General features: G+C 68.4%; 17 protein-coding genes. 9 read left to right on the top strand and 8 right to left on the bottom strand.

Features of this window, described 5'->3' with window-relative positions:
- The first annotated feature begins 28 nt into the window (after positions 1-28).
- Positions 29-532 (top strand): LEA/WHy family protein, encoded by a 504-nt coding sequence (locus tag LRM40_RS09385; protein ID WP_151122908.1) that lies wholly within the window; start codon positions 29-31, stop codon positions 530-532.
- A 24-nt stretch (positions 533-556) separates the two neighbouring features.
- Positions 557-1,330, top strand: coding sequence for a fumarylacetoacetate hydrolase family protein (locus LRM40_RS09380; RefSeq protein WP_310734150.1), 774 nt, complete (start codon positions 557-559; stop codon positions 1,328-1,330).
- A 3-nt stretch (positions 1,331-1,333) separates the two neighbouring features.
- Here the strand turns inward: LRM40_RS09380 and acnA are convergent, their stop codons facing one another.
- Positions 1,334-4,081, bottom strand: coding sequence for an aconitate hydratase AcnA (acnA, locus tag LRM40_RS09375; protein WP_151122906.1), 2,748 nt, complete (start codon positions 4,079-4,081; stop codon positions 1,334-1,336).
- Between the two features lie 257 nt (positions 4,082-4,338).
- On the opposite strand from acnA, the gene LRM40_RS09370 reads away from it, so the two are divergent.
- Genes LRM40_RS09370 through LRM40_RS09350 form a run of 5 tightly spaced genes read left to right on the top strand, consistent with a single transcriptional unit; the run spans position 4,339 to position 7,459 of the window.
- The gene (locus LRM40_RS09370) at positions 4,339-4,794 is read left to right on the top strand and encodes a hypothetical protein (protein WP_151122903.1); all 456 of its coding nucleotides are present in this window, start codon (positions 4,339-4,341) and stop codon (positions 4,792-4,794) included.
- A complete protein-coding gene (locus tag LRM40_RS09365) occupies positions 4,769-5,245 on the top strand; it encodes a hypothetical protein (RefSeq protein ID WP_231067488.1) in 477 nt (158 codons plus the stop codon). Before LRM40_RS09370 ends, LRM40_RS09365 begins: the two co-directional genes overlap by 26 nt.
- 59 nt (positions 5,246-5,304) lie before the next feature.
- Entirely contained in the window at positions 5,305-6,312 is a 1,008-nt protein-coding gene (locus tag LRM40_RS09360; RefSeq protein WP_151122899.1) for a D-2-hydroxyacid dehydrogenase family protein, read from the top strand.
- Positions 6,309-6,923: a chromate transporter gene (locus LRM40_RS09355; RefSeq protein ID WP_231067487.1), complete on the top strand. Its 615-nt coding sequence runs from the start codon at positions 6,309-6,311 to the stop codon at positions 6,921-6,923. The genes LRM40_RS09360 and LRM40_RS09355 overlap by 4 nt, the downstream gene beginning before the upstream one ends.
- Positions 6,920-7,459, top strand: a complete 540-nt coding sequence (locus LRM40_RS09350) for a chromate transporter (RefSeq protein ID WP_211372939.1) — start codon at positions 6,920-6,922, stop codon at positions 7,457-7,459. The genes LRM40_RS09355 and LRM40_RS09350 overlap by 4 nt, the downstream gene beginning before the upstream one ends.
- 29 nt (positions 7,460-7,488) lie before the next feature.
- On the opposite strand, the gene upp is transcribed toward LRM40_RS09350, so the two are convergent.
- The 3 genes from upp to LRM40_RS09335 all read right to left on the bottom strand — a co-directional run bounded on the left by upp (position 7,489) and on the right by LRM40_RS09335 (position 9,826).
- The gene (upp, locus tag LRM40_RS09345) at positions 7,489-8,130 is read right to left on the bottom strand and encodes a uracil phosphoribosyltransferase (RefSeq protein ID WP_151122896.1); all 642 of its coding nucleotides are present in this window, start codon (positions 8,128-8,130) and stop codon (positions 7,489-7,491) included.
- Between the two features lie 32 nt (positions 8,131-8,162).
- On the bottom strand, positions 8,163-8,951 hold the full coding sequence (rlmB, locus tag LRM40_RS09340) for a 23S rRNA (guanosine(2251)-2'-O)-methyltransferase RlmB (protein ID WP_151122893.1): 789 nt from the start codon (positions 8,949-8,951) through the stop codon (positions 8,163-8,165).
- A 95-nt stretch (positions 8,952-9,046) separates the two neighbouring features.
- Positions 9,047-9,826 carry a heparan-alpha-glucosaminide N-acetyltransferase gene (locus LRM40_RS09335; RefSeq protein WP_151123064.1) on the bottom strand — a complete coding sequence of 260 codons (780 nt, stop codon included), beginning with the start codon at positions 9,824-9,826 and terminating at the stop codon, positions 9,047-9,049.
- Positions 9,827-9,931: 105 nt separating this feature from the next.
- Between LRM40_RS09335 and LRM40_RS09330 the strand changes: the two genes are divergently transcribed.
- A complete protein-coding gene (locus LRM40_RS09330) occupies positions 9,932-10,534 on the top strand; it encodes an EcsC family protein (protein WP_151122891.1) in 603 nt (200 codons plus the stop codon).
- On the opposite strand, the gene LRM40_RS09325 is transcribed toward LRM40_RS09330, so the two are convergent.
- Positions 10,531-10,902 carry a MerR family transcriptional regulator gene (locus LRM40_RS09325; protein ID WP_231067486.1) on the bottom strand — a complete coding sequence of 124 codons (372 nt, stop codon included), beginning with the start codon at positions 10,900-10,902 and terminating at the stop codon, positions 10,531-10,533. The genes LRM40_RS09330 and LRM40_RS09325 overlap by 4 nt on opposite strands.
- Positions 10,903-11,231: 329 nt before the next feature.
- Positions 11,232-12,455 carry a hypothetical protein gene (locus LRM40_RS09320; protein ID WP_151122886.1) on the bottom strand — a complete coding sequence of 408 codons (1,224 nt, stop codon included), beginning with the start codon at positions 12,453-12,455 and terminating at the stop codon, positions 11,232-11,234.
- Positions 12,456-12,712: 257 nt separating this feature from the next.
- Between LRM40_RS09320 and LRM40_RS09315 the strand changes: the two genes are divergently transcribed.
- A complete protein-coding gene (locus LRM40_RS09315; protein WP_151122884.1) occupies positions 12,713-14,725 on the top strand; it encodes a peptidase U32 family protein in 2,013 nt (670 codons plus the stop codon).
- A 12-nt stretch (positions 14,726-14,737) separates the two neighbouring features.
- Here the strand turns inward: LRM40_RS09315 and ftsH are convergent, their stop codons facing one another.
- On the bottom strand, positions 14,738-16,579 hold the full coding sequence (gene ftsH / locus LRM40_RS09310) for an ATP-dependent zinc metalloprotease FtsH (protein WP_375138548.1): 1,842 nt from the start codon (positions 16,577-16,579) through the stop codon (positions 14,738-14,740).
- A 59-nt stretch (positions 16,580-16,638) separates the two neighbouring features.
- The gene (locus LRM40_RS09305; protein ID WP_151122881.1) at positions 16,639-16,857 is read right to left on the bottom strand and encodes a SlyX family protein; all 219 of its coding nucleotides are present in this window, start codon (positions 16,855-16,857) and stop codon (positions 16,639-16,641) included.
- Between the last annotated feature and the right edge of the window lie 82 nt (positions 16,858-16,939).

The following is a 16,939-nucleotide window of genomic DNA, read 5'->3' as shown; positions in this document are numbered from 1 at the left end:
TCGGGGTGTCCTTTTTCTGAAAGCTGCCATGCACGCCACCCCGCCCTCGCTGTCCTTGCTTCGTCTGTCCGCCTGGCGGGCCCGCCTGCTGGCCCTGGCCGGCGCCCTGCTGCTGGCGGCCTGTGCCGGCTTCGGCTTGACGGCGCCCCGGGTGACGGTGGCTGACCTGGAGGGCCTGCCCAGCAAGGGGCTGGAGATGCGCTTTCTGCTGCGCCTGAGGGTGCAGAACCCCAATGCCACGGACATCGACTACGACGGCCTGACCCTGGACCTGAAGCTGGCCGGCAAGGCCGTGGCCAGCGGGGTGACGAACACCAAGGGCACCCTGCCCCGTTATGGCGAAACGATGGTGGAGATCCCGGTGACGGTGTCCACCTTCAACCTGCTCAGGCAGGCCTGGGGCATGGCCGAGGGGAAGGGCTTGGACAAGGGCGATGGCCAGGGCGTGCCCTATGAGTTGCACGGCCAGATCGGCACGGCCCTGGGCCGCATCCCCTTCGATCAGAAGGGCACCCTGAACCTGCCGCGTTGATCCGCTGATCCGGTGCTTTCCGACATGAACTTGACCCCCACCGCCGCCGAGGTGGTGGCCGCCCTGTGCGCGGCCCACCGCACCCGTCAGCCCGCCGACAACCGCCGCCTGGCCCAAGCCCTGTCTTCACTCGACGAGGGCTATGCGGTGCAGCATGCCGTCGGCCGCCAGTTGGGCTGGTGGGGCGAGGCGCCCGCGCAGACCTGGAAATCCGGCGGTGGCACGCTGGACACCATCACCCACGCGCCACTGCCGCCGGCCGGCGTGCGCCAGAGCCCGGCCGATCTGGGCGATCTGCCGCTGCACAACCTTGGCATCGAGGCCGAGATCGCGCTGCGCCTGGGCGTGGCGGTGGACGCTGCGCGAGCCGCTGCCCTGGATGAGACCGCCGCCGCGGCCTTGGTCGATGCCATGGCGGTGTCGGTCGAGGTGGTCGATTCCCGCTGGCGGGATGGCCCGCAGGCCGCGCCGCTGCTGCGCCTGGCCGACGGCCAGTCGCACGGAGCGCTGGTGCTGGGCGATTGGCAGCCGTTCGATCCGGCGCGGGATTGGGCGGCGCAGCACTGCCGCGTGCAGATCGGCGCGGCGGCCCCGTTCGAGTGTCGCGGCACCCACCCACTGGGCCGGCCCACGGCCGTGCTGCCGGCCTGGCTGCGCCACGTCACGCGTGACGGCGCCGTGCTGCCGGCGGGCACTGTGGTGACCACCGGCAGCTGGGTGGGCCTGCTGCACGCCCAGGCCGGTGACGCCGTCACGGTGGCCTTCGACGGCCTGGGCGAGGTGTCGCTGCGGGTCTGAGGCTCAGGCCAGCAGTTGCCGCAGCACGTAGGGCAGGATGCCGCCGTGGCGGTAGTACTCCACCTCGATCGGGGTGTCGATGCGCAGCGTCAGCGTCACCTCCTGCGTGCTGCCATCGGCCCGGTGGATGACCAGGGTGGCGTTGCGCTGCGGCAGCAGTTCGCCCTCGATGCGGATGTCGATCACCTCGCTGCCCGTCAGACCCAGCGAGGACCAGCTGTCGCTGCCCTGGAACTGCAGTGGCAGCACGCCCATGCCCACCAGGTTGCTGCGGTGGATGCGCTCGAAGCTGCGCGCCACCACCGCGCGGATGCCCTGCAGCCGGGTGCCCTTGGCCGCCCAGTCGCGGCTGGAGCCGGTGCCGTACTCCTCACCCGCGAAGATAACCGTGGGCACGCCGGCGGCCTGGTAGGCCATGGCGGCGTCGTAGATGGCCATGCGCTGGCCCTGGGTCTCGCCGGGCAGTTGCATCAACGTGTAGCCACCTTCCACCCGGCTGCCGTCTTCGGTGGGCGGCAGCATCAGGTTCTTGATGCGCACGTTGGCAAAGGTGCCGCGCATCATCACCTCGTGGTTGCCCCGGCGTGAGCCGTAGCTGTTGAAGTCCACCGGCTTGACGCCCAGTGCCTGCAGGTAACGGCCGGCCGGGGAATCGGGCTTGATCGAGCCGGCCGGCGAGATGTGGTCGGTGGTGATCGAATCACCGAACAGCGCCATGATGCGGGCGCCCTGCACCGTGGCTTCACGCGGGGTGGGCGTCTGCTCGAAGCCGTCGAAGAAGGGCGGGCGGGCGATGTAGCCGCTGGTGGGCCAGGGGTAGACCTCCCCGGTGCTGCCCTGGATCTGCTCCCAGAGCTTGCCCGGCTTGGCGCCCACCTGCTCGTAGTTCTCGCGGAAGGTCTTGGGCCGCATGGCCTGGCGCAGCAGCTTGTCGACCTCTTCACTGCTGGGCCAGATGTCACCCAGATACACATCCTTGCCCTTCTTGCCCTGGCCCAGCGGCTGGGTCATCAGGTCCTTGCGGACATTGCCGGCGATGGCGTAGGCCACCACCAGCGGCGGCGAGGCCAGGAAGTTGGCCTTGATCAGCGGGTGGATGCGGGCCTCGAAGTTGCGGTTGCCCGACAGCACCGCGCAGGCCACCAGGTCGTTGCTGGTGATGGCCTCGTTGATCGGCGCGGTCAGGTCGCCGGCATTGCCGATGCAGGTGGTGCAGCCGTAGGCCGCCACATTGAAGCCCAGCTTCTCCAGGTACGGAAGCAGGCCGGTGCGGGTCAGGTAATCGGTGACGATGCGCGAGCCCGGGGCCAGCGAGGTCTTGATGTGCGGCGCCACCGTCAGGCCCGCCTCCACCGCCTTCTTGGCCAGCAGGCCGGCCGCCAGCATCACGCTGGGGTTGGAGGTGTTGGTGCAGGAGGTGATGGCGGCGATCAGCACGTCGCCGTTGTGCAGCGCGGTGCCGTCGCTGGTGTTGAAGGTCTGGTCCAGCTTCTCGGCCGGCTGGTTGAAGCCGTTGGCGCTGGCCGGGGCGGTGAACAGCTCGTTGAAGCGGCTGGACAGGTGGGTGATCTCGATGCGGTCCTGCGGGCGCTTGGGGCCGGCCAGCGAGGGGGCGACGGTCTCCAGGTCCAGCGTCACTACCTCGGAATAGTCGATCTCGCCCTCGCCTGGCACGCCAAAGAGGCCCTGGGCACGGAAATAGGCCTCCAGCGCCTCGATCTCGCCTTTCTTGCGGCCTGTGCCCTGGAAGTAGTCCAGCGTGCGCTCGTCCACCGGGAAGAAGCCCATGGTGGCGCCGTATTCCGGGGCCATGTTGGCCAGGGTGGCGCGGTCGGGTACCGTCAGGCTGGCCGTGCCCTCGCCGAAGAACTCGACGAACTTGCCCACCACCTTCTGCTTGCGCAGCAACTCGGTGATGGTGAGCACCAGGTCGGTGGCGGTGACGCCTTCGCGCAGCCGGCCGGTCAGGTGCACGCCCACCACGTCCGGGGTCAGGAAGTAGACCGGCTGGCCCAGCATGCCGGCCTCGGCCTCGATGCCGCCCACGCCCCAGCCCACCACGCCGATGCCGTTGATCATCGTGGTGTGGCTGTCGGTGCCCACCAGGGTGTCCGGGTAGTAGAGCTTGTCACCCTTGGGGCCGGTCTTGTGCACGCCGCGGGCCAGGTATTCCAGGTTGACCTGGTGGACGATGCCGAAGCCCGGCGGCACGACGCCGAAGGTGTCGAAGGCCTGCATGCCCCACTTCATGAATTCGTAGCGCTCGCGGTTGCGCTCGAACTCCAGCTTCATGTTCAGGTCCAGCGCCTTCTTGCTGCCGAAGTAGTCGATCATCACCGAGTGGTCGACCACCAGGTCCACCGGCACCAGGGGCTCGATGGCGCTGGGCGGCTTGCCCAGCTCGGCGGCCACGTTGCGCATGGCGGCCAAGTCGGCCAGCAGCGGCACGCCGGTGAAGTCCTGCAGCACCACCCGGGCCACGACGAAGGGGATTTCCTCGTTGCGCGGGGCGTTCGGCTGCCACTGGGCCAGTTGCTGCACATGCTCGCGGGTCACGCGCTGCCCGTCGCACTGCCGCAGCACCGCCTCCAGCACGATGCGCAAGGACACCGGCAGCCGCTTCACGTTCGGGAACTGTCGCGCCAGCTTGGGCAGCGAATAGAAGCGCCCGGACTTGCCGGACGCCGTCTTGAAGGTGTCCAGGGTCTTGGCAAAGGGGTGCGAAGCGGGAGAAGCGGACAGACTGCTCATCGAGGTGGCTCCTTGTTCTGAATCAGTTTCCGACCGGCCGGCCTCACCGACGCGGCATGGGCCGAGCTTACGCCCGTCGACGCCCGGGCGTGATGACATGGGAGGACGCCCCTGGTCGGCCAGGGCATTGCGGCCGGCGGACTGACCCATGCGGCAGCGAAGAGAGCCCCAGGGATCCCCCTTTTCCCGCCATTGCCGACAGGGGCTTGCCTGAAAAATCCCCTCATGTTCCCTGGGCTCGTTCCGACATTTCAGGCATGACCGCCACTCCTTGGTTCGATCGATGGTTCCGGCGCCGTGCCGCGGCAGCGGTCACGTCGTGGCGCATGGAAATCCAGCCGCCCGCCTCGACGCAGGTCGAGGAGGCGGAGGCCGAACCCGTCTCCGAGTCGATCTGGCCGATCCTGCGCCAGCGCCTGGTCCCGTCCGATCGTCCGGCCAGCCCCCTGGAGCAGGCCCGCCGGGACTTCTGCGCCGCCATGCGCGACCTGCACGGCGATGCCGTCCAGGACCTGCGTCTGCGGGCCGGCTACAGCCCCTCGCTGCGCGAGCTCTGGCACCTGCGCTCCGCGCTGTACCAACTGATTGCCTTCCATCTGGACCAGGCCGAGGCCGACCGCCGGCTGGCCCGGGTGAACCGACATTTCCCGACCCGTGCCATGGGTCACGCCACGACGAGCGAGCATCATGCCCATTCCAGTCTTTTCCTCTGACGTGAGCAGCCTTGCCTTCGCCGACACGCTGCCGAGCGAGGCCTTCGAGTTCGACAACGACGTGAGCGACAGCGAGTTCGAGCCCTCGGACTTCGGGCTGCCGGCCGACCGCGCTGCCCGCCTGGCGGCCCGGCGCGGCTTTGTCGAGATGAAACAGGTGTTTCTCAAGGCGGTGGCACCGATCAAGGGGCGCAAGGGCGACTGGCTGCGCCAGCAGGTGCGCCAGGCCCATGAGCCGCTGGACCTGTGGCTGCTGCGCGGGCCGGTGCTGTCCGTGCTGCGGCACGACGACGCCGGGTCGCGCGGGCTGCGTGCGGACCTGTATCGCAGCCTGGACGCCCTGATCGACCAGGTGCGCGGCCGCTCCACCACCTCCATTCGCCCGGGCGCACGCCAGCAAGCCTGGACCTTCCAATCCTCGGTGGACACGGCGCTGCAAGCCTGGCGCTGAGCTGTCGGAACTGACAGTTGCTTGCCGGCACAGGCCGGCCTCAGGGCACAATCCCGAGGGTGAACATCATCATCCTCGACGACTACCAGGACGCGGTGCGCAAGCTCCGCTGCGCGGACAAGCTGGCCCACCTCAACGCCAAGGTGTTCACCAACACCGTCAAGGGGCTGGGGCAGTTGTCCGTCCGGCTGCGGGACGCGGAAGTCCTGGTGGCCATCCGGGAGCGCACGCAGTTTCCCCGCGCCCTGCTCGAGAAGCTTCCCAAGCTCAGGCTGATCGCCCAGACGGGCCGCGTGGGCTCCCACATCGACGTCGAGGCCTGCACGCGGCTGGGCATCGCCGTGGCCGAGGGCCATGGCTCGCCTTATGCCCCGGCCGAACTGACCTGGGCGCTGATCATGGCGGCCATGCGCCGCCTGCCGCAGTACATCGGCAACCTCAAGCATGGCGCTTGGCAGCAGTCGGGTCTGAAATCGGCCTCCATGCCGCCCAACTTCGGGCTGGGCGTGCAGCTGCGTGGCCGGGTGCTGGGCATCTGGGGTTACGGCAAGATCGGCAGCATCGTGGCCGGCTATGGCCGCGCCTTCGGCATGGATGTGCGCTTCTGGGCCAGCGACGAGAGCCGCGAGCGCGCCCGGGCCGATGGCTGGACCGTCTTCGACAGCCGTGAGGCGCTGTTTGCGGAGAGCGATGTGCTGAGCGTGCACCTGCGCCTGTCGGACCAGACCCGCCATGTGGTGACGCTGGACGATCTGAGCCGCATGAAGCCCACGGCCCTGTTCGTGAACACCTCGCGCGCCGAGCTGGTGCAGGACACCGCGCTGGTGGCCGCCCTCAACCGTGGCCGGCCCGGCATGGCGGCGGTGGATGTGTTCGAGAGCGAGCCCATCCTGCAGGGCCACCCGCTGCTGCGGCTGGAGAACGCGGTGTGCACGCCGCACATCGGCTACGTCGAGCAGGACAACTACGAGCAGTACTTCTCCGAGGCCTTCGAGAACGTGGCCAATTTCTGCGCCGGCACGCCCACCAACATCATCAACCCCGATGCACTGAAGGTGCTGCGTTGAGCGCAGGCGCGCAGGCCCACTGCCCCGGTGCCCGCCCGCAGTCCAGCCTGCACCTGTTCCTGGCCTTTTCCCGCCTGTCGCTGATGGGCTTCGGTGGCGTGTTGCCCATCGCGCAGCGCGAACTGGTCGAGCGCCTGGGCTGGCTGACGGTCGAGGAGTTCGCCGAACTGCTGTCGATCGGCCAGGTGCTGCCCGGGCCCAATGTGGTCAATCTGTCGCTGATGGTGGGCGACCGCTATTTCGGCCTGCGGGGCGCCCTGGCCGCCATGACCGGCATGCTGCTGATGCCGCTGGTGCTGGTGCTGGTGGCCGCGGCGCTCTACCAGCAGTTCGCGGCCCATCCGGCGGTGGCCGGTGCCGTGCGTGGCATGGGGGCGGTGTCGGCCGGCCTGGTCATGGCCATTGCGCTGAAGCTCCTGCCGGCGCTGCGCCGCAGCCCCCTGGGGCGGGCCCGCTGGATGCTGGTGACCCTGGCTGTGGTGCTGGCCACCGGCTGGTGGCGTTGGCCGCTGGTGCTGGTGATCGCCCTGGTGGGCGGGGTGTCCTGCGCCATGGCCTGGCGCTTTCTGGGCGCGCGTCCGGTGGCCTCTCGCCAGGAGCCTTCGCCATGACGGGGATGCTGGATGCCGCCGGCCTGTGGGCGCTGTTTCTGCACTGCCTGATGCTGTCGCTGCTGGCCATCGGCGGCGCGATGGCCACGGCGCCGGAGCTGCAGCGCTACGTGGTGGTGGACCAGGGGTGGCTCAGCAGCGCCGATTTCACCTCGTCCGTGGCCTTGGCCCAGGCCTCGCCCGGGCCGAACCTGATGTTCATCCCGGTGGTGGGCTATGCCGCGGGCGGCCTGCCGGGCGCCATGGCCGCCTTGTTGGGCATGCTGCTGCCCAGCACGGCCCTGACCCTGGCCGTGACCCGCTGGGGGGCCAGGCACCGGGAGAGCCGTGGCGTGAAGGCCTTCATTGCCGGCATGGTGCCGGTGACGCTGGGCCTGCTGATCGTGTCGGGCGCCCTGCTCGTCCAGCCCCTGCGGGACCAGCCCGTGGCCCTGCTGCTGATGGGCGGCAGCCTGCTGTTGAGCTGGCGCACCCGGGTGTCGCCGGTCTGGCTGATTGCCATCGGCGCCCTGGCCGGCATCCTCGGCTGGGTCTGAAGCCCGGCCTGGCGCAGCCCAGGGCCGCTTCAGCGGGTGGTTTCGTCCTTGGTGCCGAAGATCTTGTCGCCGGCGTCGCCCAGGCCCGGGATGATGTAGCCATCCTCGTTGAGGTGGCTGTCGACGGCGGCCGTCCAGCAGCGCACGTCCGGATGGGCCTTCTCCAGAGCGGCGATGCCCTCGGGGGCGGCCACCATCACCAGCGCCCGTATGTCCTTGCAGCCGCGGCGCTTGAGCAGGTCGATGGTGGCGATCATCGAGCCGGCGGTGGCCAGCATGGGGTCGACGATCAGGGCGGTGCGCTGGTCGAGCTGGCCGACGAACTTCTCGAAGTAGTGCACCGGCTGCAGGGTCTCGTGGTCACGGGCCAGACCCACCACGCTGATCTTGGCGTTGGGGATCATGTCGAGCACGCCGTCGAGCATGCCCAGGCCGGCACGCAGGATGGGCACCACCGTGACCTTGCGGCCGGCGATCTGGTCCACCTCGGTGGGGCCGCTCCAGCAGTTGATGGTCACCTTCTCCAGCGGAAAGTCCGAGGTGGCCTCGTAGGCCAGCAGGCGGGCCACTTCGCCGGTCAGCTCGCGGAACTTCTTGGTCGAGATGTCCGCTTCACGCAGCAGACCGACTTTGTGACGGACCAGCGGGTGGGCAACGGCGATGACAGGCATGACAGACGGTATCCAGTGGTGAACAACAGCCCTCAGTGTAGGCCGTCCTCGCCCTCACCGGCCGCCGCGGCTGCTGCGCGGCGCTGTCGGCGGGCCTCGTACAGGCACACGGCTGCCGCGACCGAGACGTTGAGGCTTTCCACCGCTCCGGCCATGGGGATGCTGACCAGCGCGTCGCAGGTCTTGCGGGTGAGCTGCCGCATGCCCTTGTCCTCGGCCCCCAGCACCAGGGCCACCGGTCCGGTCAGGTCCAGGTCGTAGAGGGTGTGTTCGGCGTCGTCGCTGGTGCCGATGATGCGCACCCCGCGCTCCTTCATCTCGCCCAGGGCGCGGGCCAGGTTGGTCACCATCAGATAGGGGACGGTTTCGGCCGCGCCCGAGGCCACCTTGGCCACCGTGGCGTTGATGCCCACAGCATGGTCGGTGGGCGCCACGACGGCATGCGCGCCCGCGCCATCGCACACCCGCAGGCAGGCGCCCAGGTTGTGCGGGTCGGTCACGCCGTCGAGCACCAGCACCAAGGCCGTGTCTTCGCCAGCGGCTTCCACCTCTTCCAGCACCTCGTCCAGCGAGTGACGTGGCTTGAGCGCGGTGACGCGGGCCACCACGCCCTGGTGGCGCGGGCCGCCGGACATCTTGCTCAGGCGCTCGTCGTCGCTCTCGACCACGGTGATGCCGGCTTCGCGCGCTCTCTCGAGGAAGCCGCGCATGCGGGCATCCCGGCGCCTGGCGTCGATGTGGAGCTCGGTGATGGATTCGGGGGCGGTCTTGAGCCGCACGGTGACGGCATGGAAGCCGTAGAGAACGCGTTGGGAGGACATGAGCAATCAGCCCGCACGGGGGCTCCGAAGCTGGCGCCAGGCGGCAGCTGCGCCGCCGGCAAGGCCGCTAGCCTAACAGCTTGCCGGGCGGCCCTTCAGACGCGCACGAAGGCCAGCCAGGCCAACAGTCCGCCGATCAGCACCGGTTGGTGCAGCATGTAGAAGGTGAGTGACCAGCGCCCCAGACGGGCCAGGGGCTGCAGAACGCCCGGCACCGGGCCGGCGAGCCAGCCGCGCCGGTGCCTCAGCAGCAGCAGGCCCAGGGCCACGCCGGCAAGCATCACACCCAGCCAGGGCAGCACGGGCACGTAGTCTTCGGTGTACGGCAGGCGGGTGACCAGACCGGTCCAGTTCCACCAGCGGCTGTTGAAGAAGGGATGCTGCAGCCAGACCGGTGCGAACCAGGCCAGCCCTCCCAGGACGAACAGCAGCGGGACCGCAGCGGCACCGGTTGCACGCTGCAGCGCGGGCACGGCCAGCCGGGTGAACAGCAGCATCGCCGCGATGCCGTGCAGCACGCCGAAGCTGATCCAGCTCTGCGGGAACATCATGGCGGACCCGGCGGACACCAGGACGGCGCAACCGGCCACCTGCGCCCAACGTCGCCAGAAGCGCCGCCAACCCTGCCCGACCTCCAGGGCCACCGCCTGCCCCAGGCCTGCGCACAGCAGGAACAGCGAGACGATGCCGGTGCGCTGCAGGGTCCAGAAGGGATCGCTCAGGAAGTGCTGAACGGGCGTCAGCAGGCCGTAGTGGTTGAGATCGAAACTGAAATGGAAGCCGGCCATCCAGAGGATGGCCACACCGCGCAACGCGTCCAGCCGATCGAAACGGTTGGCGGGTCTGGAGGATGAAGTCGAACTTGGCACGGGCATCACGATAGCCCGACTCCTTTGAGCGACTGTTGCGGGATTGCACGGTCGCCCTCGGAACTCCGGGCTGTTGCGAGAATCCATCAACCGGGAGGTGCGAGTCCAGCCATGGGTGAAGGATCATTCTCAGTCAGCGACAAGCTGGCCGACGCCATTCTGAATCTGGTGGCGCAGGTGCCCCCCACCCGGGAGGAGGCCAGCGATGCGCCGCGCGCGGCCGCGGGTCGCGTCATGCGGGTGGCCTCGACCAAGGCGGCACTGGCCGCGGGGGGGCTGGCGCTGCCCACGGGCCCCGCAGGGTGGTTGACCATCCTGCCCGAACTGCTGGCCGTCTGGCGCATCCAGGCGCAGATGGTGTCCGACATCGCCGCGCTGTACGGGGCGCGACACGCCCCCACGCGAGAGCAGATGCTGTACTGCCTGTTCAGACACGCGGCGGCACAGGCGGTGCGGGATGTGCTGGCCCGGGCGACCGACCGCTGGCTGGTGCAGGAGGCTTCGGGTGCCGTGCTGCGCCGGGCCGCCCAGGCCATCGGGTTGAAGCTGACGCAGAAGGTGGCGCGGCGCGGTGCTTCTCGCTGGATGCCCCTGGTGGGTGCAGCAGGCGTGGGTGTTTACGCTTGGCTGGACACGCGGCAGGTGGCGCGCACGGCAATCTCGTTGTTCCAGGGGCCTGCGGGGGAGACCCCCGCCGCTCGCCAGCCGAGCTAGGTGCTCGCCCCCAGGCGTTGCTGCACCTGCTGCTGGATGTGACGCAGTTCGGCCAGTGTGGCGCCGATGTCGGCCTGCTGACGCTCCAGATCCGTGAGGGTCTGTTGGAGTTCATCCTCGGCGGCCCGCAGGCTGGAGACCTCGTTCAGCTCGGGGGCGTCGTACAGATCCAGGTAGTGACGGATCTGGGCCAGGGACGCCCCCAGCGACTTGGAGCGCAGGATGAGCATCAGTCGGGCACGGTCACGCTGGCTGTACACGCGCGAGCCATTGATGCGCCGCGGCTGCAGCAGTCCCTTGTCTTCATAGAAGCGGATGGCCCGCAGCGTGATGCCGAACTCCCGGCACAGCTCGGTGATGCCGAACAAGGGGTCGGCAGGCTCTCTGGCCGCCACACCTTCTGCCGGTGTTTCTGTCGCAAGCTGCGCGCTGTCAGGATGGATCATGCCGAGTGCACCTGAACGTTCCCCGCAGACCCCCGCTGTCCGCAGGCATGAAGTGATGCTAGGCAAGTGCAGGGAAATCTCCTATCCGCGTATATGCGGAGAGGGCCCTCCCCTATGCCGGAGTCTGCTGCCTTGAAGGCCATGCCACCGTGGCCGCTGCGTGTTGCGGCCCGGACCCGCAGGAAAGCCAGGCCGAAATCCGGCCCTATGCTGTTGCTGTGGATGTCTGTGGTGGCCGGAGACATGAGTTTTCAGCGGGGCTGCTGATTGAGCATGGGCGCAACAGCCGGGCCCAGACCGGTGTCCACCCGCCAGATGCCTTCGGACTTCAGGGTGCTGCCGTCGTAGGTGTAGCGGTTGTAGTAAATGAACGGGCCCTGTGCCGTGATGAAGTACTCCGGGTCCGTCCGGGCGCGTGACTTGGCGCCGCTGGCCACCAGCTTCTGGATGCTGGAGTTGCTGTCAAGGATGCCGATCATTGCCAGCAGATTAGGCTTGGTGTAGTCGTTCCAGTTGGGGGAGGTGTTCATCTGGAAGAACACGTACGACTTGCCGTTGTGGATGAAGAAATCGGGCGACCAGACATAGGGCGTGGCCGACGGCAACTGACGCTTGATGATCTTGTTCCAGGTGAAGCTGCCATCGCCGTTGGCCGTGCGCCGGTAGACGACGATGGACACCCCGTTCTGGACCGCCGCCATCACGTAGTCGCCCTCGTAGTCGGGCGCCCGCCACATCACCGCCCCCTTCAGGTTGTTCTTCTCGTGGGTGATCTGCTCGCTGACGCCGGTGGCCGGGTCATGCAGGAAGATCTGGTAATAGCCGTTGCTGGCCTTGCCCGACACCACGATCTTGTTCATGCCGTCCACGGAACGCCGGAAGGAGCTGGCATCCCCCTGACCGCTCACGGTGATCGGCAGTTCGCTGCTGGGAATGTTCTCCACCCGGCTGAAGGCGTAGGAGGTGGAGGTATTCTGGTAGTGGATCGTCGGCTGCGCGTCGGTCGGGTCGGTCGAGCCCATGGGGTTCACCTTGCCCAGGCTCGAGCCCAGCATGGCCACAGACCAGCCGCCGCTGCCGTTGTCCGTGGCTGTGGCCAGCCCCGCAGACTGGTTCGATGGGATCATGCCTGGCTGGTAGCGGGTGAAGACGATCTGCGACCCCAGGGCCGATCGCACCCATTCCGGGCCATTGAGGTAGATTGGCGCAGGCGCGGCGCGGCTGTCCACCAGCTGCCCCATGCCGTTGGCAGGCAGGAAGTTGCCCGTGGCAGGATCCACCGCAGCGACCCATAGCTGCTTGTTGTTGTCCACATAGGCTAGCCGGGAATTGCCGGCCCCCTGGTTGCAACTGGGGCAGTCGACGCCATCGCGGCCCCAGTCGAACTCGTAGTCGATGATGTTGGTGGTGCTGACCTGAACTTCGGAACCGGCATGGGCCCCTGCACCGACAAAGGCCAGCGCCATGACGCTCATGGCTCGCGCCCAACGTCGTCCGGCTGAGATATGCAGGGTCTTGATATTGATCATGAAAGCCTCATGCAAAAACAAACCTCAGCGCCAGCGCTTGGGCTTGTGTAACGAGTCGTACAAAGTATGCGCCCCGGTCCTCTGGGACAGAAAGTGCCATCCCCCAAGAATGAGGGGAGGTCCACGGTGACAACCATCACGGAATTGAGGAGTGCGTCCCCTCCCGGGAGGACAAGACGCCCGACCCGCTACCATGCCGGCCCATGATCCAGCCTGCCCGCACCCGCCAGCTTGAACTGCTCTCCCCTGCCCGGGATGCCGAGATCGGCATCGAGGCGGTCAACCACGGGGCGGATGCGGTTTACATCGGCGGGCCCGGTTTTGGTGCACGGGCGTCGGCCGGCAACCCGATCGAGGACATCGAGCGGCTGGTGGCCCATGCCCACCGCTTCGGCAGCAAGATTTTCGTCACGCTCAACACCATCCTGCGCGACGATGAACTGGAGCCGGCCCGCCGCATGGCCTGGCAGGTCCACGAGGCCGGGGTGGATGCCCTGATCATCCAGGACATGGGTCTGCTGGAGCTGGACCTGCCCCCCATCCAGCTCCACGCCAGCACCCAGTGCGACATCCGCACGCCCGAAAAGGCGGCCTTCCTGGCCAATTCGGGCTTTTCGCAGATCGTGCTGGCCCGGGAACTGACGCTGCCGCAGATCCAGGCGGTGGCCCAGGCGTTGCCGGCGGACACGGTGGTGGAATTCTTTGTGCATGGCGCCCTGTGCGTGGCCTATTCCGGCCAGTGCTATGTCAGCCATGCCCAGACCGGTCGCAGCGCCAACCGGGGCGATTGCTCCCAGGCCTGCCGCCTGCCCTGGACGGTCACCGACGACCAGGGGCGCATCGTGGCGCACGAGAAGCATGTGCTCTCGATGAAGGACAACAACCAGTCGGCCAACCTGGCCGCGCTGGTGGATGCCGGGGTGCGCAGCTTCAAGATCGAGGGGCGCTACAAGGACATGGGCTATGTGAAGAACATCACCGCCCACTACCGCCAACTGCTCGACGAGGTGCTGGAGGGCCGCCCGGGGCTGAGCCGCGCCTCCAGCGGCCGCACCACCTTCCTGTTCACGCCGGACCCGGACCGCAACTTCAACCGCGGCAGCACCGACTACTTCGTGCAGGGGCGCCAGCAGGACATCGGCGCCTTCGACACCCCCAAGCATGCCGGCCTGCCGCTGGGCCACGTCATCCGCGTCGGTGTGGACCACCTGGAGGTGGAACTCGACGAAGGCGTCGGCCCGCTCAACAACGGTGACGCGATCACCTGGTTCGACCTGCAGCAGGAACTGCGCGGTGTGCCAGTCAACACGGCCGAGCCGCTGGATGCCAGCGGGAGGCGCTTCCGGGTGGTGCCCAAGGACCCGCTGTCCGAGCTGAAGGACCTGCGCCGCGGCACCGTGCTGATGCGCAACCGCGACATGGCCTGGGACCGGCTGCTGCGCAAGAAGAGCAGCGACCGGCGCGTGGCGGTGGATCTTCATTTGGAGGAGACGCGGGAAGGCTTCGCGCTGTCGGTCACCGACGAGGACGGCCACCATGCGCGGGTGGAACTGGCCCATGCCCACGAGGCGGCCCAGCAGCCGGAGCGGGCCGAGGCCGCCCTGCGCGAAGGCCTGGCCAAGCTGGGTACGACCATCTTCGCTGCACGGGAGATCACCCTGGCCTTGCGCCAGCCCTGGTTTCTGCCGGCCGCGGCGCTCAACGCGCTGCGCCGGGACGCCATCGCGGCGCTGGAGACCGAACGCGAAGCCTGCCGGGAACGGTTGCAGCGCCGCGCGCCGGCGGAACCGCCGGTGCCCTACCCCGAGGACACGCTGAGCTACCTGGCCAATGTCTACAACCAGAAGGCGCGCGACTTCTATGCCCGGCACGGCGTGAAGATCATCGAGGCGGCCTACGAAAGCCACGAAGCCCTGGGCGACGCCAGCCTGATGATCACCAAGCACTGCGTGCGCTTCTCGCTGAGCCTGTGCCCCAAGCAGGCCAAGGGCGTGACCGGCGTGCAGGGCACGGTGCGGGCCGAGCCGCTGACCATCCAGAACGGTGACGAGGTGCTGACCCTGCGCTTCGACTGCAAGCCCTGCGAGATGCACGTGGTGGGCCGGATGAAGAAGAACGTGCTCCATCAGGCCCGCGCGGCCGAGAAGCAGGCTGCCCGCGAAGGCGTGCCGATCCAGTTCTACAAGACCCGGCCGGCCCCACACCCGGCGCGCTGAGTCCGTCCGGCCTCAGGCCGCCGTCGGTGTCAGGCCCGCCGTGAGCCGGCGCAGCGCCGGCTCGTCCAGGGTCTCGTGCTGCAGCAGTTCAGCCGCGCCCTGGTCCAGGATGGCGCGATGGGTGGTCAGCAGCGCCGTGGCCCGGTCGAAGGCCCCCATCACCAGGGCCCGGATGGACTGGTCAATGCGCTCCTGGGTCTGCTCCGACACATGGGCGGCCGCCGCTTCCGGCACGGCGCCCTCCCCGCCTTCGAGCATGCGGTTGCGCGGCGATTCGTAGGCGACGAAGCCCAGTTCGGCGTCCATGCCGTAGCGCATCACCATTTCGCGGGCCAGGTCGGTGGCCTTGGCCAGGTCGTCCGAGGCACCGGTGGAGAGCTCGCCGAAGACCAGCATCTCGGCCGCCCGGCCGCCCAGCAGCACCGCCATCTTGCGTTCGAGCTCGGCCTTGGTCATCAGGTAGCGGTCCTCGGTGGGCCGCTGGATGGTGTAGCCCAGCGAGCCGATGCCGCGCGGGATGATGCTGACCTTGTGCACCGGGTCCGTGCCCGGCTGGGCCAGGGCCACCAGGGTGTGGCCCATCTCGTGCACCGCCACCGTCTGCCGCTCCTTCGGATTGAGCAGGCGGTTGCGCTTTTCCAGCCCGGCGACGATGCGTTCCACCGCGGCGGTGAAGTCGTCCAGCGTCACCTGGCTGGCCCGGCGGCGGGTGGCCACCAGGGCCGCCTCGTTCACCAGATTGGCCAGGTCGGCGCCCGAGAAGCCCGGCGTCAGCGCCGCCACCTCGTCGAGCTTGAGGTCCGGCGCCAGCGTGACCTTGCGCACATGCACCTTCAGGATGTCCAACCGCCCCTTCTTGTCCGGCCGGTCCACCAGCACCTGGCGGTCGAAGCGGCCGGCCCGCAGCAGGGCCGGGTCCAGGATCTCCGGCCGGTTGGTGGCGGCCAGGATGATCAGCCCGGTCTTGGCGTCGAAACCGTCCATCTCGACCAGCAGCTGGTTGAGGGTCTGCTCCTTCTCGTCGTGCCCGCCCAGGCCGGGAAAGGCGCCGCGGGCGCGGCCCAGGGCATCGAGCTCGTCGATGAAGATGATGGCCGGGGCCTGGGCGCGGGCCTGTTCGAAGAGGTCGCGCACCCGGGCGGCGCCCACGCCGACGAACATCTCGACGAACTCGCTGCCGGAGATCGAGAAGAACGGCACCGCCGCTTCGCCGGCCACGGCGCGGGCCAGCAGGGTTTTGCCGGTGCCCGGCGGTCCGACCAGCAGCACGCCCTTGGGCACATGGGCGCCCAGGCGGCCGAAGTCTGCCGGGTGCTTGAGGAACTCCACCACCTCGGCCAGTTCGGCCCGGGCCTCGTCCACCCCGGCCACATCGGCAAAGGTCACGCCGGTATCGGTCTGCACATAGACCTTGGCCCGGCTCTTGCCGATGGACATGAAGCCGCCCAGGCCGCCGCCGGCCTTGTCGGCAAAGCGCCGGAACACGAAGAACCACAGGCCGAAGAACACCGCCGCGGGCACGATCCAGGACAGCAGGTCGCGCAGCAGCGTGCTCTCGATCACCCGGCTGTAGGGCACGTGGTAGCGGTCCAGGCGCTCGGCGATGTCGGGTTCCACCCGGTTGGTCACCAGCAGCAGCTTGCTGCCCTGCGGGGTCTTGAGCTTGCCGGTGAGCTGCCGGTCCGTCACCTGGACCTCGGCGATCTTGCCGTCGGCCAGCGCCTGCTCGAAGGCGCTGTAGGGCACGGCCTCGACTTCGCGGGCGCTCTGCCACAGGTCCTGCAGCGTGAGCAGCATCAGCGCGGCAATGAACCAGTAGCTCAGGTTCCAGGTGTGTTTCTGGTTGATGGGCATGGGTGCCATCCGGCCTGCAGTGGCGGGCGGATGCTGCGCCCCGCCACCGCATCCCGGGTTCAATAGTGAGGGGGGATCTCGTCGCGCAGGCTGCGGAAGGTCGGAGCCTCGTCACCACCGGATTGGCGACGCAGTTGCAGCAGCTCGCGCAACAGCAGGTCGATCTGCTCCTGCTGCTTCGCCACGGTGACATTGAGGTGTTCGAGCAGGTCTTCGGTGAAGCTGAACTTCACCTCCAGATCGGTCAGCCTGCGCTGGGTGTCGTCCGGCAAGGACATGGTGGCCTGTGAGGAAATTGCGGGGAATCCCGACAGCTTATTGCATCTTGGCGCCCCCAGTCGGCCTCGTACAGTGGAAGCT

Source organism: Ideonella dechloratans, from assembly GCF_021049305.1.
Classification (GTDB): Bacteria; Pseudomonadota; Gammaproteobacteria; order Burkholderiales; family Burkholderiaceae_C; genus Ideonella; species Ideonella dechloratans.
The sequence above is the reverse complement of the archived record's forward strand: the minus strand, read 5'-3'. Positions and strand labels throughout refer to the sequence as shown.

Bases quoted from the DNA above. Each gene is read 5' to 3' on its own strand.
- LRM40_RS09335 (WP_151123064.1), bottom strand. From the start codon at position 9,826: ATGCCCGTGCCAAGTTCGACTTCATCCTCCAGACCCGCCAACCGTTTC.
- rlmB (WP_151122893.1), bottom strand. From the start codon at position 8,951: ATGTCCTCCCAACGCGTTCTCTACGGCTTCCATGCCGTCACCGTGCGG.
- LRM40_RS09330 (WP_151122891.1), top strand. From the start codon at position 9,932: ATGGGTGAAGGATCATTCTCAGTCAGCGACAAGCTGGCCGACGCCATT.
- upp (WP_151122896.1), bottom strand. From the start codon at position 8,130: ATGCCTGTCATCGCCGTTGCCCACCCGCTGGTCCGTCACAAAGTCGGT.
- acnA (WP_151122906.1), bottom strand. From the start codon at position 4,081: ATGAGCAGTCTGTCCGCTTCTCCCGCTTCGCACCCCTTTGCCAAGACC.
- LRM40_RS09315 (WP_151122884.1), top strand. From the start codon at position 12,713: ATGATCCAGCCTGCCCGCACCCGCCAGCTTGAACTGCTCTCCCCTGCC.
- LRM40_RS09350 (WP_211372939.1), top strand. From the start codon at position 6,920: ATGACGGGGATGCTGGATGCCGCCGGCCTGTGGGCGCTGTTTCTGCAC.
- ftsH (WP_375138548.1), bottom strand. From the start codon at position 16,579: ATGCCCATCAACCAGAAACACACCTGGAACCTGAGCTACTGGTTCATT.
- LRM40_RS09320 (WP_151122886.1), bottom strand. From the start codon at position 12,455: ATGAGCGTCATGGCGCTGGCCTTTGTCGGTGCAGGGGCCCATGCCGGT.
- LRM40_RS09380 (WP_310734150.1), top strand. From the start codon at position 557: ATGAACTTGACCCCCACCGCCGCCGAGGTGGTGGCCGCCCTGTGCGCG.
- LRM40_RS09305 (WP_151122881.1), bottom strand. From the start codon at position 16,857: ATGTCCTTGCCGGACGACACCCAGCGCAGGCTGACCGATCTGGAGGTG.
- LRM40_RS09370 (WP_151122903.1), top strand. From the start codon at position 4,339: ATGACCGCCACTCCTTGGTTCGATCGATGGTTCCGGCGCCGTGCCGCG.
- LRM40_RS09365 (WP_231067488.1), top strand. From the start codon at position 4,769: ATGCCCATTCCAGTCTTTTCCTCTGACGTGAGCAGCCTTGCCTTCGCC.
- LRM40_RS09385 (WP_151122908.1), top strand. From the start codon at position 29: ATGCACGCCACCCCGCCCTCGCTGTCCTTGCTTCGTCTGTCCGCCTGG.